We start from the raw sequence: 15,663 nt of genomic DNA, 5'->3' as shown, positions 1-15,663 counted from the left end.
TGCTGTCCCGCCGTCGGCGGGAGGTGCGCCCCGCCGTCAGGACGGGGTGAGGGGATCGGGCTCGTCGGCCAGTGGGGGCAGCTCGAGGCCGGTCACTCCGGCCGAGAGGGCGAGGAGGTCGGACAGTGCGCCGGTCATCAGCGTCCGGTCGGCGTCGCCGAGTGGGCGGTGTCCGGCGAGCAGCGCCTGGATGTAAAGCAGCTGCACGGTCCGTGCGAACACCGCGTCGTCGGCGACAGCCCTGAGCGATCGCACCACGCGGTTGCCCCAGTTCAGGCACAGCCTGGCGGCGAGGTCGTCGTCCCGGACCTCGCCGACGGCGCCGTCGATGCGGTCCAGCACCCCGCCCCAGAGCGCCCCCGCGATGCCCTTGGTCCTGGTGCGGTCGATGCGGCGCAGCACGGTGGGATCCGCGACGTACAGCGACGGAAGCTCCGGCTGGTCGATGGTCCGCACCACGACGGCGCAACCGACCTCTGCCAGCACCGCGGCCGCACGGTCCTCCAGCGCGATCGCCGCGGCCCTGTCGTCGAGCGGCGGCGGATCCAGCCGGTCCAGCTCGTTCACGACGTCGACCCGCTCGATCGTCACGGCCGGGTACAGCTCAGGGAGGCGACGGATCAGATCCGCGTCGTACAGGTAGCCGCCGTTCACCAGGATCTGCTCGGTACGGCTGATCCCGGCGACCTGGCGGAACTCGTCGACGGTCTCCGCGTAGCGGATCCGCTCATAGCGCTCGACGAGGTCCCCGACGCTCATCGTGCCGTGCGTGGTCTCGACGGTCAGCCAGCGCGTGATGAACCGGGCGAGCTCGTCGTCGTGCCGGATGAGCGACTTCAGCCCCACCTCGTGCACCGCGACGAACTGGGCGAGCCGGTGCGGCGCGCTCAGTCCCAGCTCGAGCACCCAGCGCCTGAGCGTCCCTCCGAGCTGCTGCCGCACGAGGGCGAGCGCCTCGTCGTCGACCAGCGACTCCCGACTCGCGGTGGGGTTCAGGCCCGTCGAGTCGATCACGGCCCGCACGAAGAACGCCCACTCCGGCAGCACGTCGTCGGCGCGTTCGGAGAGCAGCATGCGGCCGAGGTACATCCGCGTCGCCTGGCGTGCGCCGGGCGGGGGAGCGAAGGGCAGCACGTACGCGACGCCGCGCGTGCCGGTGGCGGGCTCGGCGAGCTCGATGACGTCGAGGGGAGCGGATCCGATCAACTCCCGGCCGTACGCGGCCGTCCCGGCCGGATCCCGCCGCGGGTCCAGGAACGGCGCGTCGTGCGTGATCTGCACGTCGCCGCCGGGCAGCTCCAGCAGCACGGTCGTGGGCAGGAACTCGGCGAAGGTCGTGGCGAGCTCGCGCACGGCGTCCGCCCGGAGCAGATCGCCGGCGTCGAACCGCGGCACGAGGTGCACGCTCGTGCCGAGGGGCAGGTCTTCGTCGAGCTCGCGCACCCGGAAGGTGCCGTCGGCGGATCCGACCCACTCGACTCCGCGGCCGCCGCGGGCGCTGCGGGAGCGGATCACGATCTCGTCCGCCACCATGAAGCAGCTGAGCAGGCCGATGCCGAACTGACCGAGATAGTCGCTGCGGGGCAGGTCGAAGATGTCGCGCTTGGAGCTGCGCCCGACGGTCGCGAGCAACTCGGCGACCTCGCTCGCCGTGAGTCCGACGCCGTCATCGGTCAGGACGAACTCGCCGCCCTCGGCCGGGAGCGGCCTGATCCGTATCGTGCCGCCGAGTCCGTCGACCTCGCGCCGTGCGGCGATCGCGTCGCGGGCGTTCTGCAACAGCTCTCGCAGGTAGACGCGGGGCCCGGAATAGATGTGCCGGCTGAGCAGGTCGACGACGCCGCGCAGATCCACCTGGAACTGCTGTGATTCCRCGCGTGCCGGATCGTCCGCCGCCATCGATTCTCCCTCCGCGGCCGCAGTGTCCAGGAGGGATGAGCGGCCTTGAGGCGAGCCTAACAACCATGCGTCGGACCTCGCCGTGCGGTGCGGGCGCGGAGGCCTCGGGGACGGGCGTGCCGCGCCCGGGATGCGGCCCCGGTTCGGAGGGTCGGTGCGGATGCCGTACACTGGACCAGCAGTTGTTGTCTGCATTCTTTCGCCGTGCCCCGGGTCTCCCGGAGCGTGGACAGGATGCGGACAGAGATCTCCGGATCTCTAGGGCGGTAGCTCAATTGGCAGAGCAGCGGTCTCCAAAACCGCAGGTTGCAGGTTCGATTCCTGTCCGCCCTGCGCGTCGGCGTGCAGCCGGCACACGAAAGGTACTCGAGGATGGTTCAGGACGCATCGGGCGCTGTGGTTCCCACGGCGAACGGCGGCGCGAGCCGTGACAAGAAGCTCGGCTTCTTCGGTCGCATCGCGCTGTTCTTCCGTCAGGTGATCGCCGAGCTCCGCAAAGTGGTCACCCCCACGCGCAAGGAGCTCGTCAAGTACACCCTGGTCGTGCTGGGGTTCGTCATCGTGATGATGGCCCTCGTGTACGGGCTCGACATGGCCTTCTCGTGGCTGACGACGCAAGTCTTCGGGGTTCCCGGGAAAACCGCGTGATCCCGCGGCCCGGCGGCATCTGACCCCTGGCCGAACCTGAAGGAGAGAAGAACCAGTGTCCGAACGCGAACGATACCTCGGAGACGACGTCGACTGGGCGACCGCCGCTGAGCAGTCCAGCGAGGACGACGAGGCCCAGGAGGGCGACATCCTCGCCTCCGAAGAACGAGCCGTCACGCCTGCGGAGCACGTGGCCCTGCACATCGAGGGCGACGAGGACGACGACGTGGACGAAGAAGACATCGACATCGACGAAGACCCGGAGGCAGACGCGATCGTGAACGACGCTCTCAACCTGGACGAAGCAGCCGAATCAGAGGCTGCCGCAGAGGTTCTCAACGACTCCGTGGCCGAGGAAGCCGCCGATCGTGAGGCCGCGGCCGCAGACGAGGTCGCCCCCTACGACGGTCCCGACCTGAACGCCGACGAGGATCAGGCGGACGACGAGGCCGTGGAGGAGGACCCGTACGAGTCCTTCCGCATGGACCTGCGCATGCTCCCCGGCAAGTGGTACGTCCTGCACTCCTACGCCGGCTTCGAGCGCAAGGTGAAGGCCAACATCGAGCAGCGCAAGTCGACGCTCGAGGTCGAGGACGACATCTACCAGATCGAGGTCCCGATGGAGGACGTCGTCGAGATCAAGAACGGTCAGCGCAAGATGGTCACGCGCGTCCGGATCCCCGGCTACGTGCTCGTGCGCATGGAACTCAACGAGGACACCTGGTCCGTCGTGCGGCACACGCCCGGCGTCACCGGCTTCGTCGGCAACGCGCACAACCCGACTCCGCTCCGCTTCGAAGAGGCCTTCAACATGCTGAAGTCCCTCGTCGAGGTCAAGGACGTCCCGACCGCCAAGGCCGTCACGGCCAAGGGCGGCGTCGCCGTGGCCCGCCCGCTCGCGGCCGAGGTCGACTTCGAGATCGGCGAGACCATCACGATCAAGGAGGGCTCGTTCGCGGGTCTTCCCGGTTCGATCTCCGAGATCAAGCCGGAGAGCGGCAAGCTCACCGTGCTCGTCTCGCTGTTCGAGCGCGAGACCCCGGTCGAGCTGTCGTTCGACCAGGTCACCAAGATGATCTGACGCTTCTCCGGAAGCGCATTGCGGAACGGCCGTCCCTCGGGGCGGCCGTTCTCGTGTGTCCCGCGGGCTCGGTGACCGCGGCCTCCGTGGCACGCTTGCACGACCCCGCAACGGATGCACGACGGATCCGCCGGAACGGTCGTGCATCCGTATCCGGATCGTGCAGCCGCCAGGCTCGGGGCTGCGATGCGAGAAGGCCCGGGATCCGGTAGACTTCTATGGTTTGTGCGTCGCCTCGGTCGGTTCCTGAGCTTGTCGAAGGACGCGCGAACATCACCGCGATCCGGAGATGCCGGATCCGCGGGAGAGGGATGTCCCCAGGGCATCCGCTCGAGAAAGGAACAACTATGGCACCTAAGAAGAAGGTGACCGGCCTGATCAAGCTTCAGATCAACGCCGGTGCAGCCAACCCGGCGCCGCCGATCGGCCCCGCGCTCGGTCAGCATGGCGTCAACATCATGGAGTTCTGCAAGGCGTACAACGCCGCGACCGAGTCGCAGCGCGGCAACGTCATCCCCGTGGAGATCACCGTCTACGAGGACCGCAGCTTCACCTTCGTCCTGAAGACCCCGCCGGCGGCCGAGCTGATCAAGAAGGCTGCGGGCGTGCAGAAGGGCTCCGCCACTCCGCACACCGTCAAGGTCGCGAAGATCAGCGCCGAGCAGGTCCGTCAGATCGCCGAGCAGAAGCAGGCCGACCTGAACGCGAACGACATCGACGCCGCGTCCAAGATCATCGCCGGAACCGCCCGTTCCATGGGCATCACGGTCGAGGGCTGAGGGAGATAAAAATGGCTACCAAGTCCAAGGCTTACAACGCCGCCGTCGCGAAGATCGACGCGGACCGTTTCTACACCCCGACCGAGGCTGTCACCCTGGCGAAGGAGACCGGCTCTGCGAAGTTCGACTCCACCGTCGAGGTCGCGCTGAAGCTCTCCGTCGACCCGCGCAAGGCGGACCAGATGGTGCGCGGCACCGTCATCCTCCCGCACGGCACCGGCAAGACCGCCCGCGTCATCGTGTTCGCGACGGGTCCGGCCGCTGAGGCCGCGATCGCCGCGGGTGCGGACGAGGTCGGCGGCGCCGAGCTCATCGAGAAGGTCGCCGGCGGCTGGACCAACTTCGACGCGGCTGTCTCCACGCCGGAGCTCATGGGCCAGGTCGGCCGTCTCGGCAAGGTGCTGGGCCCCCGTGGTCTGATGCCGAACCCGAAGACCGGCACCGTGACCCCGAACCCGGCCAAGGCCGTCGAGGAGATCAAGGGCGGAAAGATCGAGTTCCGCGTCGACAAGCACGCCAACGTGCACTTCGTCGTCGGCAAGGCCTCGTTCTCGGCCGAGCAGCTCGACGAGAACATCAAGACCGCTCTCGAGGAGATCGTTCGCCTCAAGCCGTCCAGCTCCAAGGGCCGCTACATCCAGAAGGGTGCGGTGTCGACCACGTTCGGCCCCGGCATCCCGCTGGACGTCAACGCCATCTGAGCCCTTCGACAGGCTCAGGAGACGCTCTTCGGAAGACCCTCACCCCTCGGGGTGGGGGTCTTCCGCATTCCCGGGCGGGTGCGGCCGTGGTGATCGCCGCTCAGCGCACCACCAGGGCGACGCACAGCAGCACCAGCGCGAGTCCCTGCAGCGTGGCGCGCAGGGGGATGATCGACTCCCACCGATCCTGCAGCGCCCGGGCGTCGGCGGGCACGGTACCGTCGAGCGCGGCGGCGGTGAGGGTGGCGTTGATCGGCTTCGCGACGCGGGCGAACAGCAGCAGCCAGAGGAGCAGCACGGCGAGTGCGGCGGCGGCGAGAACTGCGGCGAGCACGCTTCCCCAGAACAGCGAGAGCGCGGCTGCCGCCGCGGTGAGCACGACGCTTGCGATGCCGACGATCGGCAGGCGGCGGTCGCCGTAATGGTGCCCGCGGCCGACCACCTGCACGAGCGTCTGCTCGTCGACTTCGGCATAGACGGGGCGCAGCACCACAGCGGCGAGCACATCGGTGCCGAAGATGACGGCGATGGCGGCGATCGCGCCGATGGCGGCGACGATGATGGCGATGGACATGGCTTCTCCTCACGGTTAGCGGCGCTAACAGTTAGCGATGCTAACATCACCGTATGAGCCCGTCAACGCCTCCACGCGCCGACTCCGGCGACCGTTCCCGCGCGATCGTCGCCGCCGCGCGTCGTGTCGCTGAGACCGAGGGGTGGCCGGCGGTGACCGTCCGGCGTCTGGCAACCGAGATCGGCTTCAGCCAGCCGATCCTGTACCGCTCCTTCCCTGGCGGGAGGGATGAGATCGTCGAGCAGGTGATGATCGAAGGGTTCATCGCGATGGCGGATCAGCTCGCGGATCCGAGCGACGCGGATCCGCTCGCATACCTCGTCTCCGCCTACCTCGCGTTCGCTCGCGCCCACCCTGCCCTGTACGAGGCGATGTTCGAAGCGCGCACTCGCATCGCCTTCGCTTCCGAGCAGACGCCCGCGCCGCTGCGTGCTGCATTCGATCCGTTCCTGCGCGCGGTTTCGGCGGACGGGATCGATGAGCGGACCGCGGTCGTGCGGGCGGAGCTGCTGTGGAGCATGCTGCATGGGGTCGCGCGGCTGGCGGCGTCGGAGCGGCTCGACCTCGCGCTGGAACAGGCGCGCCTCGAGACCATCCTCGCGCTGTTCCGACGCTGAAGGCGTCGGCGTGGTCGCGGCGCATCGGGTGCCGCATGCGCAGTGCGGCCGGTGACCGGTGCCGGCACGCAAGAGGCTCAGGACGCCGCGCCCCCGAGGACCGCCCACCAGGCCAGAAGCATCGTGGCCAGGAAGCCGCACACGTAGTTCAGGGCGAGGAAGCGATGCCACCCGCGATTCGTCGTCGCGGACCCGGCGTCCGTCACGGAGCGGAACGGCCACGCCGCGGCGATGTAAGGCAGCGCGAGCATCGCGGCCAGTGGGCCGGGCCAGGTCGTGAACAGCATGAGCGTGCCGGAGAGCATCCACATCGACAGCGCGAAACGCACGGTCCTCCTGGCGCCCAGGACGGTCGCGATCGAGGCGATCCCCGCCTCCCGATCGGGCAGCACGTCCTGCACCGCGCCGAACGCGTGGCTCGCGACGCCCCACGCGAAGAAGGCGAGCAGTAACATCACGAGCGCGGGGGTCGGCGTCGCGCCCGCGAGGACGAGCCCGTACACGGCCGGTGAGACGAAGTGGACGCTCGAGGTGATCGAGTCGAGGAACGGAATCTCCTTGAACCGCAGCGTGGGGACCGAGTAGGCGACGACCGCGAACAAGCTGACCGCCAGTACGAGCCAGGACAGCGGGTCCCCCAGCGCGACGAGTATGACGAGGAAAGGCACGGGCAGCAGCAGAGACCACGCCATCACGAGGCGGTGCCTGGCGGGGGAGAGCACCGCCCCCTCGGCCCCGCCCTTACGTGGATTCGCGAGATCCGAGGCGTAGTCGAAGACGTCGTTGATCCCGTACATCGTGAGGTTGTACGGAACGAGGAAGAACAGTGTGCCGATCACGAGGGCAGCGTCCACGCGGCCGGTCGTCAGGAGATAGGCGGCCGCGAAACCGAAGGCGGTGTTGATCCAGCTCAGCGGGCGGGAGGCGAGCAGGAGGTCGCGGGGCAGAGATCGAGCGGCGCTCGTGCTCATCGACGGGGCTCCTCGGACGTTGGGGCGGTGGGATCCGACTCGCCCCGACCCCGCCGGCTCTCGGGCGAGCTGCGACGGTGGTTCCATACGGCCGAGCCGAGCAGGGCAGCGGCGATCGGGTAGGCGAGGTCCTCGACGGGGGCCAGGCCGATCCTGATGCCGCTGATCCGATCGGAGGCGTAAGTGAAGAGTCCGCCCGCGATCATCAGGGAGTCGAAGACGGCCGTCAGCGCCACGAGACCGAGGATCGCGACCACCAGCGCCGGACCGTGCCGCGGAGGGCGCCGACGCCACGTGAGCGTCTGCACGAGCGCGCACGGCGCGAGGAAGGCCGCGTCGACGATCAGGTACGTGGCGTTCACCGACGCCGCTCCTCGCGGGGCTGCAGGATCCGCCGCGCTCCGGTGTAGAGCACCATCGTCACCTGCACGAGGAACAGCAGGAAGACCGGCTCCTCGATCGGCAGATGGGGAGCGAGGAGTGCGCCCGTCGAGAGGGGGTTGGTGTCACGCGAGAAGATGCCCGTCGCGATCCCCACGACATCCCAGAGCAGGAGCATCGTGAAGCCCGCGAGGAGGACGAGCAGCGCCCGTTTCGGTGCGGCCCAGAGGAACAGTCGCCAGCGCGCATCGACGAGACCCACGCAGATCATCGAGACGAGCAGCAGGCCGAGGTAGAGGAAGTTCATCGCGGCTCCGCCGGGACGGGCAGCGGGCCGCTCGTGCGGTCGCCGCGGAAGGCCTTCAGGACGAGCTCGGCGCTGATCAGGCACATCGGAAGGCCGATGCCCGGAAGCGTGGTCGCGCCGGCGTAGAAGAGCCCGCGCGTCGTGCGGGAGCGGGTCCGTCCGCGCAGGAACGCGCTCTGCCGCAGCGTGTGCGCCGGGCCGAGGGCCGACCCCCGGAACGAGTGCAGGTCGCGCGCGAAGTCGGCAGGCCCCACCGTGCGCCGCACGACGATGCGTTCGGGGAGGTCCGGGGCGCCGGCGTGCGCCGCGAGCGCGGTGATCGCCCGGTCGGCGACGCGCTCGACCGCCGAGGCCCCCCGTCCGTCGAGGCCCCCTGCGCCGATCGTGGGATCCGCCGGCACCGGGATGAGCAGGAACAGGTTCTCATGGCCGTCCGGAGTGACCGTCGGGTCGGTCGCGCTGGGCATACACGCGTAGAACGACGCCGGCTCCGGCACCCGCGGTGCGGATCCGAAGATCGCGTCGAAATTGGCGTCCCAATCGTCGGTGAAGACCAGGTTGTGGTGTGTGAGCCCTGGCAGCCGTCCGCGGATGCCGAGCATCGCGAGCACGGCTCCCGTGCCGGGGTTCATCCGCTTCCAGCGCGCCGCGGACCGCTCTCGGGCAGTCGACGGCAGCAGGGCGGTGTCGCTGTGGTGCATGTCCACCGTGCTCACGACGCGGTCGAAAGCCTCCTCGTGCAGGACGCCGTTCCTGGAGACTGCGATGCCGTGCACCGCGCCATGTTCGACGAGGATCCTGTGTACGCGTGCACTCGTGTGCAGTTGTGCACCCGCGGCACGAGCCCTCCGGGCGAAGGCATCGATGACCGTGGTGAAGCCGCCCCGGGGGTACTGGACTCCGTCCTCGAGGTCGAACGTGCTCATGAGATGGAACAGTGCAGGGGCGAGCGCGGGCGCCCCGCCGAGGAAGACGGCGGGGTACTGCAGGATCTGTCGTAGCCGGCGATCCGAGAACGATGCCTCGACCATGTTCTGCAGCGAGGTCCCCAGCAGCGTCGCCAGTCGCGGGAGCTCTCCCAGGTCGCGCCCCGGCAGGAAGGCCCGCGGATGCGAGAAGTCCGTGTACAGGAACCGGTCGTTCGCGATCCGTGCGGTGCGCGCCGCCGAATCGAGATGCCGGGCCAGTGCAGCCCCGGCGCCGGCCTCGACCGCCTCGAACAGTGCGAGCGAGCGCTCGCGCGCGGAATGCACGTCGAGGGGAGCGTCATCCTCGGAGAAGACCCGATAGGCGGGTTCGAGACGTACGAGGTCGAGTTCGGCCGCGGCACTCGTGCCCAGGAGGCGGAAGCAGTGGTCGAACACCTCGGGCATCAGGTACCACGATGGGCCCGTGTCGAAGCGGAATCCCTCCTGCTCCCAGAGTCCCGCACGGCCACCGAGCCGATCGGACTGCTCGAAGAGGGACACGTCGTGACCGTCCGCGGCGAGCAGCGCGGCCGAAGCGATCCCGGAGATGCCGCCCCCGAGCACGGCGACCCGGCTCACTGCGGGCCTTCGCCGCGGAGCATCGCCCGCACGAGCAGCGCGGCCTTGCGCGACGCCGGCACACGGATGCGCCGCGCGACGAGCACGGGCGCCGGCGTGCGCCGCAGTCGCGCGGCGAGCTCTGCGTACAGCAGATGTGCGGCGGCCACGGCGCGGCGGGACGACGTCGGCAGCTCGCCGATCACGGCGTCGGCGATCGAGAGCTCCGCCTCGACGCGGTCCAGGATGCGATCGCGTTGGGCATCGGTGAAGCCGTGCGGATCGATGCCGGGGAAGTAGCGCCGCCCGAGTCCGTCGGCGTCCTCGCCGAGGTCGCGGAGGAAGTTCACCCGCTGGAACGCCGAGCCGAGCGCGATCGCGCCGCGATCCCAGCGGGCGTCTCGCACGGGCTCCGGTGTCAGCCCTCGGCGGAAGGAGGCGAGGCACATGAGCCCGACGACCTCGGCGGATCCGTGCACGTACTCGTCGAGCTCGCTCTCCTCCGTGAACACGAGAGGAGAGAGATCGCGGCGCATCGAGGCGAAGAACGGTCGGGTCAGGGCTGTCCCGATGCCCGTCGCGCGGGCGGTGGCGGCGAACGCATGCACGACGAGGTTGGCGCTGTAGCCCGACTGCAGCGCCGTCTCGACCTCTCTCTCGAGCCCGTCCAGCACCTCGCGGCACTGCGCGGAGGAGAGCCCCGCCCGCGCGGCGCACCCGTCGACGATCTCGTCGGCCACCCGGACGAGCGCGTAGATGGCGGCGAGGTCGGCGCGCACGGCCGGCGAGCACAGCCGGCTCGAGAGCCGGAACGACGTCGAGTAACTGTCCAGGACCTGAACGGACCCGCGGGCTGCGGTGCGATCGTAGAGCGCGAGGCCGGCGTCGGCGGTCATCGGTGGCGCTCCGTCGCGCCGGCGATGACGTGCTCCAGGTCTTCGATCAGTCCTGAGGGGAGGGCGGTGAGCCGCATCGAAGCACGAGCCTCGGCGACGAGGCCCGAGATCACGGCCTCCGTGCGGGCGAGCCCGCCCGAGCGCTCGATCGCGGTGCGGAGCATGTCCGCCTCTGCCTCGCCGAGATCGGGATCGCCGAAGTGCGCCGCCGCGGCTTTCCAGGCGGGATGGTTCCTCGCGTGCGCGATGAGCAGCGTGACTTTGCCCTCGCGCAGATCGGAGAGGACGGATTTTCCGGTCTGCTGCGGATCGCCGAAGACGCCGAGCACGTCATCTCGCGCCTGGTACGCGATGCCGATCGTCGTGCCGATGAAGCCCAGCGATTCGACCGCGCTCGGAGAGGCGCCGCCGAGCAGCGCACCGATCCGCAGGGGAGCGCTGAACGAGTAGCGGGCCGTCTTGAACTCCATGGTGCGCAGGATCGCCTCCTCGCCCGCCTCGCCGCGGACGCCCGTCAGGATGTCCGCATGCTCGCCGACCACGGCCGCGTCGATCGCATCGCCCAGGATCCTCCTCAGCGCGGCCCGGTGCTCCCGCGGCGGTTCGAGATCGGCGATGAGCCGGTGCGCGGCGGAGAGGAGCAGATCGCCCGCCAGGATCGCACAGCTCTCGCCGTAGCGGAGCGCGGTGGCCTCGTCGGCGCCGGCGGCGCGGGCCGCATCTCGGCGCAGGGCGACCAGGTTGGGCCCGCCGCGCCGGACGAGGTCTCGGTCGATGACGTCGTCGTGCAGCAGGAACGCCAGATGCAGCAGCTCGAGTGCGGCCGCGGCGCGCACCGCGCTCTCGGAGGGTTCGTCCGCGAACGCGCGACACGCGGCGAGCAGCAGCCGCGGGCGCAGCAGCTTGCCGCCTTCGGCGCCGCGACGGGCGTGATCCCAGACCGCGTCGAAGCCCTCGACGTCTCCGATCCGGTCCGACACCTCGCGGAAGCACTCATCGATGACGGCCTCGACGTCGGCGAGCACATCGGCCGAGAGCACGCGGTCGATCATGAGGCCAGCTCCTCGAGCCCGGTGCCTCCGCCCAGGAACGGCAGCAGCTGCGCCTGCAGCACGAGCCAGGGGCTGAACGCCCACGGGGCACGGCGCACCGCCTGCTCGAGGTCCTCCGCATCCACCCAGCGATACTCGATCACCTCGTCCGGGTGCGGGCGAGGCTGGTGCGCGGTCGTGGCGATGTACACGGGGCAGATCTCGTTCTCGACGATTCCTGCGGCGTCGGTCGCGCGGTAGCGGAAGAACGGGAGCACCGGCTCGACCGTGGCGAGCGTGAGTCCGAGCTCGTGCTCGGCCCGGCGCCGGACGGCGGCCAGGAGGTGTTCGCCGGGGGTCGGGTGTCCGCAGAACGAGTTGGTCCAGACGCCCGGCCACGCGGTCTTGGTCAGCGCGCGCCGGGTCACCAGCAGGCGACCCCGGGGATCGAACACGTGGCAGGAGAAGGCGAGATGGAGTCTGGTGTCGGCGCCATGGACGCTGTGTTTGGGCGCAGCGCCGATCTCGGCACCGTCGGCGTCCAGAAGCACGACCATATCGGCGTCAAGGGTCACGATCATCCTTTAGCTAACTAAGAAACTTACTTACCTGGTTAGCGATAACCATATGGCATAGAGTCCTCCCGTGGAAGTTCCCGAATCCGAACGCCGCATCGATCGGGCGATGATCGACCCCCGTCTCATCGACCCCGCCGTCGAACTCGTTCGGCGCGCGCACCTCTCGGATAGCGAGATCGACGAGATCGTCGAGCTGATGGCGGCCCTGCACGCCTGGCACGCGGCGGCCGCCCGGATGAGTGCGGCATCCCGGCGGTACATGAATCTGAATCAGAACGACATGCGTGCCGTGCGCTTCATGATCGCGGCGGAGAACGCGGGAGAGGTCGCGACGGCCCGGGCTCTCGCGGATCACCTCGGTATCAGCACCGCGGCGACGACGAAGATGCTCGATCGGCTCGAGCGCGGAGGGCATGTCATCCGCCGCCCGCATCCGGTGGATCGGCGTGCGATCGCGCTGACCGTCACTCCGTCGACGCGTCAGGCCGCGCGCGAGGGCGTGGGGCGTCTGCACGCGCTGCGCTTCGACGTCGCCGCCCGGATGTCCGCAGACGAACGCCGTATCGTCACAGGGTTCCTGCACGAGCTGGCCGCAACCGAGGAGGACGGCACGGGCGGCCCCGAGAGGACCGTCGCGGGATAGCGCGCTGCTCGCGTTCGGGCGGCGATCGCCGTCGAGACCGCGGCGGCGCGGCGGTCGGCGTAGGGCGGGTCTCAGCCGAAGAAGACCGGCAGCACCAGACTGATCCCCATCACGACCAGCAGTGCGGCGATCGCGGTGTCGAGGATCCGCCACGCGCGCGGGGTGCGCAGCCAGCGTCCGAGGTGGCGCGCCCCGAACCCCAGGGCGAAGAACCAGGTGATGCTGGCGATGACGGCACCGGCCGCGAACAGCCAGCGGCCGTCGCCGTGCGTGGCTGCGACCCCGCCGATGAGCAGCACCGTGTCGAGATAGACGTTCGGGTTCAGCCAGGTGAAGGCGAGCGTCGCCAGGATCACGGGCGCGAGCGGAGCCGTGCGGGTCAGCGTCCCGGTGCCGGCGGGGGCGTCCGGGCCGCTCGACGGATGGGTGTCATCCGCGCGGTCCGCCGCGCTCGGGTCGGCGAGCAGCGCCTCGCCGCCGGCCTTCCATGCGCGGCGGGCCGCCAGCGCGCCGTAGGCGACGAGCGAGATCGCGCCCGCCCAGCGCGCCACCACGATGAGCCAGGGCAGGGATTTCACGAGGTAGCCGAGCCCCGCGGTTCCCGCGAGCACCAGCGCGGCATCGGAGGCGGCGCAGATCAGGACGACCGGCAGCACGTGCTCGCGGCGCAGCCCCTGGCGCAGCACGTACACGTTCTGCGCGCCGACGGCGATGATGAGCGAGAACATGAGGCCGAGGCCGGAGAGCAGGATGAGCACGGATCGAGAATAGAGTCYGGGGCGGATTCAGCACCAGCGAAGATTCCTTAAGACAGATTAGAATCACTCATGTGCAGGTGGATCCGGAATCCGCGCGTACCGTCGCCGCGGTGCTCGACGAGGGCAGCTTCGACGCGGCCGCCCGAAGGCTGCTCCTGACCCCGTCGGCCGTGAGCCAGCGGATCAAGACCCTGGAGCAGCAGCTCGGCCGGATCCTACTGGTGCGCAGCAAACCGGCGAGGGCGACCGAGGCGGGAGAGGCCGTCGCGCGGTTCGGTCGGCAGATCGCCCTCCTGGAGCGCGATGCGATCGCCGGCTTCGGTCTGTCCGCGGAGGGTGGGGGAACGCGGATCAGGATCCCTCTCGCCGTCAACGCAGACTCGATGGCGACCTGGTTCCTGGCACCGCTCGCCCGGCTCTCCGAGCAGTACGACGTCGAGTTCGATCTGCACCGCGACGACCAGAACTTCACCGCACGACTGCTGGAATCGGGCACGGTGATGGCAGCCGTGACGAGCGAGTCGGAGCCGGTCGGAGGGTGCCGGGTCGAGCCGCTCGGCGCGCTGCGTTATGTCGCTGCGGCATCTCCGGGCTTCGCACGGCGCTGGTTCCCCGATGGCGCGTCGGCGGAGGCGCTGGCGCGGGCACCGTTCGTGGACTTCGACCGGCGCGACGTGCTGCAGCAGGACTGGCTGCGTGAACGCGGCATCGATCCGTGGCCGGTTCCGCGGCATCACGTGCCAGCCTCGGCCGACTTCTCTGTCGCTGTGGAGCTGGGGCTGGGGTGGGCGCTGCTTCCCGTCCCTCATGCGGAGGCCGGCCTCGCCGACGGACGCCTGGTGCGGCTCGACGACGAGGAGGTCGCCTCGCCGCTGTTCTGGCAGCAGTGGAACCTGCGCTCCGAGCTACTGGACGCGATCGCGGCGGAGATCCGCGCCGAGGCCGATCGCGTGCTGCGCTGAGGGTGTTCGGGTTATGGTCCTCTGCGACACCTGCACGACCGAACGACGGATGCACGACAGAATCCGGGATCCCGTCGTGCATCCGTCACCTTGGCGTGCAGGCGTCGCGCCATGCCGCCGCGCCCGGGGGAGCGCTGGCGCGCCGTCGGCGCCGCGTCCTAGGGTCGAGTCATGGCATCCGAGCGCATCACGCTGACCGTCCCCGGCCCCGACGGCGACCGTTCGCTGGACATCTCCAGTCCGAACCGTGCGGTCTGGCCGGACGCGGAGGGCGGCCCCATCACCAAGGCTGAGCTCGCCGAATACGTGCAGACGGTGTCGACGCCGTTCCTCGCCTCGACCGGCGACAGGCCCGTCTCGCTCGAGCGCTACCGCGACGGCATCGACGGCGAGAGCTTCTTCTCGAAGAACCCGCCCAAGGGCACCCCCGACTTCGTGCAGAGCGTGATGTGCACCTACAACAGCGGGCGCAAGCACCCGCAGATCGTGCTCACCGAGGCGGCGGCGATCGTCTGGGCCGTGCAGATGAACACGGTCGTGTTCCACCCCTGGGCCTCGCTCGCATCGAATACGGACAACCCGGTGGAACTGCGCATCGACCTCGATCCGCAGCCGGGCACGGGTATCGCGGAGGCCGTCCCCGCGGCGCACGAGCTGCGCGCCGTGCTGCGCGAGGCGGGGCTCGCGGCGTTCATCAAGACCAGCGGCAACCGAGGACTGCACGTCTTCTGCCCGATCGTGCCGGAGTGGGAGTTCCTCACCGTGCGGCATGCCGTGATCGCGGCGGGGCGCGAGCTGGAACGGCGGATGCCCGATCGCGTCACCACGGCGTGGTGGAAGGAAGAACGAGGTGAGCGCATCTTCGTCGACTTCAACCAGGCCAACCGCGACCGCACGATGGCGGGCGCCTACAGCCCGCGGGCGCTGCCCTCGGCGACCGTTTCGACCCCGATCTCGTGGGATGAGCTGGACGAGGTGGATCCGAAGCGCTTCACGGTGCGCACCGTGCCGCAGCGCCTCGCCGACCTCGGCGATCCGTGGGCGCGGATGCAGGAGGATCCCGGACGCATCGACACGCTGCTGGGCTGGTGGGACCGCGACGTCGAGAACGGACTCGGCGAGATGCCGTTCCCGCCGGAGTTCCCCAAGATGCCCGGCGAGCCGCCGCGCGTGCAGCCCTCGAAGAAGGTCGCCGCGAACTGGGACGAGAACGGCGATCGCGTCGAGGAGTGACGGATGGCGGTCGCGGGGCGTCCTTCGTCTCGTCGCTGCGCTCCTCGCTCAGGAACCGGTGCGTCGGTCCCTGAGCGA

18 protein-coding genes and 1 tRNA gene are annotated in these 15,663 nt (G+C 69.7%); 9 read left to right on the top strand and 10 right to left on the bottom strand.

Features of this window, described 5'->3' with window-relative positions:
• Positions 1 to 36 precede the first annotated feature (36 nt).
• Positions 37 to 1,899, bottom strand: a complete 1,863-nt coding sequence (locus AC1DG4_RS18105) for an HSP90 family protein (protein ID WP_477421396.1) — start codon at positions 1,897 to 1,899, stop codon at positions 37 to 39.
• A gap of 260 nt (positions 1,900 to 2,159) precedes the next feature.
• Between AC1DG4_RS18105 and AC1DG4_RS18100 the strand changes: the two genes are divergently transcribed.
• The 5 genes from AC1DG4_RS18100 to rplA all read left to right on the top strand — a co-directional run bounded on the left by AC1DG4_RS18100 (position 2,160) and on the right by rplA (position 5,108).
• Positions 2,160 to 2,232, top strand: a tRNA-Trp gene (locus AC1DG4_RS18100).
• A 39-nt stretch (positions 2,233 to 2,271) separates the two neighbouring features.
• Entirely contained in the window at positions 2,272 to 2,547 is a 276-nt protein-coding gene (gene secE / locus AC1DG4_RS18095; RefSeq protein ID WP_045250801.1) for a preprotein translocase subunit SecE, read from the top strand.
• Positions 2,548 to 2,602: 55 nt separating this feature from the next.
• Positions 2,603 to 3,628 (top strand): transcription termination/antitermination protein NusG, encoded by a 1,026-nt coding sequence (gene nusG / locus AC1DG4_RS18090; protein ID WP_477380115.1) that lies wholly within the window; start codon positions 2,603 to 2,605, stop codon positions 3,626 to 3,628.
• Between the two features lie 347 nt (positions 3,629 to 3,975).
• Entirely contained in the window at positions 3,976 to 4,407 is a 432-nt protein-coding gene (rplK, locus tag AC1DG4_RS18085) for a 50S ribosomal protein L11 (protein ID WP_345183528.1), read from the top strand.
• 11 nt (positions 4,408 to 4,418) lie between these two features.
• Positions 4,419 to 5,108 carry a 50S ribosomal protein L1 gene (gene rplA, locus AC1DG4_RS18080; RefSeq protein WP_477380113.1) on the top strand — a complete coding sequence of 230 codons (690 nt, stop codon included), beginning with the start codon at positions 4,419 to 4,421 and terminating at the stop codon, positions 5,106 to 5,108.
• A gap of 100 nt (positions 5,109 to 5,208) precedes the next feature.
• Here rplA and AC1DG4_RS18075 read toward each other — a convergent pair whose 3' ends face one another.
• Complete coding sequence (locus AC1DG4_RS18075) at positions 5,209 to 5,682, bottom strand: DUF1772 domain-containing protein (protein ID WP_477380111.1); 474 nt, start codon at positions 5,680 to 5,682, stop codon at positions 5,209 to 5,211.
• A gap of 53 nt (positions 5,683 to 5,735) precedes the next feature.
• Between AC1DG4_RS18075 and AC1DG4_RS18070 the strand changes: the two genes are divergently transcribed.
• Positions 5,736 to 6,299 (top strand): TetR-like C-terminal domain-containing protein, encoded by a 564-nt coding sequence (locus tag AC1DG4_RS18070; RefSeq protein WP_477380109.1) that lies wholly within the window; start codon positions 5,736 to 5,738, stop codon positions 6,297 to 6,299.
• Positions 6,300 to 6,376: 77 nt separating this feature from the next.
• On the opposite strand, the gene AC1DG4_RS18065 is transcribed toward AC1DG4_RS18070, so the two are convergent.
• The 7 genes from AC1DG4_RS18065 to idi are packed head-to-tail and all read right to left on the bottom strand — an operon-like array spanning position 6,377 to position 11,986.
• Complete coding sequence (locus tag AC1DG4_RS18065) at positions 6,377 to 7,270, bottom strand: prenyltransferase (protein WP_477380107.1); 894 nt, start codon at positions 7,268 to 7,270, stop codon at positions 6,377 to 6,379.
• Positions 7,267 to 7,632, bottom strand: coding sequence for a lycopene cyclase domain-containing protein (locus AC1DG4_RS18060; RefSeq protein WP_477380105.1), 366 nt, complete (start codon positions 7,630 to 7,632; stop codon positions 7,267 to 7,269). Before AC1DG4_RS18060 ends, AC1DG4_RS18065 begins: the two co-directional genes overlap by 4 nt.
• Positions 7,629 to 7,958 (bottom strand): lycopene cyclase domain-containing protein, encoded by a 330-nt coding sequence (locus AC1DG4_RS18055; protein ID WP_477380103.1) that lies wholly within the window; start codon positions 7,956 to 7,958, stop codon positions 7,629 to 7,631. Before AC1DG4_RS18055 ends, AC1DG4_RS18060 begins: the two co-directional genes overlap by 4 nt.
• On the bottom strand, positions 7,955 to 9,505 hold the full coding sequence (gene crtI / locus AC1DG4_RS18050; protein WP_477380101.1) for a phytoene desaturase family protein: 1,551 nt from the start codon (positions 9,503 to 9,505) through the stop codon (positions 7,955 to 7,957). The genes AC1DG4_RS18055 and crtI overlap by 4 nt, the downstream gene beginning before the upstream one ends.
• Positions 9,502 to 10,380 carry a phytoene/squalene synthase family protein gene (locus tag AC1DG4_RS18045; protein WP_477380099.1) on the bottom strand — a complete coding sequence of 293 codons (879 nt, stop codon included), beginning with the start codon at positions 10,378 to 10,380 and terminating at the stop codon, positions 9,502 to 9,504. Before AC1DG4_RS18045 ends, crtI begins: the two co-directional genes overlap by 4 nt.
• On the bottom strand, positions 10,377 to 11,432 hold the full coding sequence (locus AC1DG4_RS18040) for a polyprenyl synthetase family protein (protein WP_477380097.1): 1,056 nt from the start codon (positions 11,430 to 11,432) through the stop codon (positions 10,377 to 10,379). The genes AC1DG4_RS18045 and AC1DG4_RS18040 overlap by 4 nt, the downstream gene beginning before the upstream one ends.
• A complete protein-coding gene (gene idi / locus AC1DG4_RS18035; protein ID WP_477380095.1) occupies positions 11,429 to 11,986 on the bottom strand; it encodes an isopentenyl-diphosphate Delta-isomerase in 558 nt (185 codons plus the stop codon). Before idi ends, AC1DG4_RS18040 begins: the two co-directional genes overlap by 4 nt.
• Before the next feature lie 70 nt (positions 11,987 to 12,056).
• Here idi and AC1DG4_RS18030 point away from each other — a divergent pair, with 70 nt between their 5' ends.
• Positions 12,057 to 12,632, top strand: coding sequence for a MarR family winged helix-turn-helix transcriptional regulator (locus AC1DG4_RS18030; RefSeq protein WP_477380093.1), 576 nt, complete (start codon positions 12,057 to 12,059; stop codon positions 12,630 to 12,632).
• A 71-nt stretch (positions 12,633 to 12,703) separates the two neighbouring features.
• On the opposite strand, the gene AC1DG4_RS18025 is transcribed toward AC1DG4_RS18030, so the two are convergent.
• Complete coding sequence (locus AC1DG4_RS18025; RefSeq protein WP_477380091.1) at positions 12,704 to 13,390, bottom strand: LysE/ArgO family amino acid transporter; 687 nt, start codon at positions 13,388 to 13,390, stop codon at positions 12,704 to 12,706.
• A 71-nt stretch (positions 13,391 to 13,461) separates the two neighbouring features.
• On the opposite strand from AC1DG4_RS18025, the gene AC1DG4_RS18020 reads away from it, so the two are divergent.
• Both AC1DG4_RS18020 and ligD read left to right on the top strand, forming a co-directional pair.
• Positions 13,462 to 14,352: a LysR family transcriptional regulator ArgP gene (locus tag AC1DG4_RS18020; protein WP_477380089.1), complete on the top strand. Its 891-nt coding sequence runs from the start codon at positions 13,462 to 13,464 to the stop codon at positions 14,350 to 14,352.
• A 171-nt stretch (positions 14,353 to 14,523) separates the two neighbouring features.
• Entirely contained in the window at positions 14,524 to 15,585 is a 1,062-nt protein-coding gene (gene ligD, locus AC1DG4_RS18015; RefSeq protein ID WP_477380087.1) for a non-homologous end-joining DNA ligase, read from the top strand.
• Positions 15,586 to 15,663: the final 78 nt, after the last annotated feature.

The sequence above is a fragment of the Microbacterium sp. 05N427 genome (assembly GCF_056397105.1).
The sequence above is the reverse complement of the archived record's forward strand: the minus strand, read 5'-3'. Positions and strand labels throughout refer to the sequence as shown.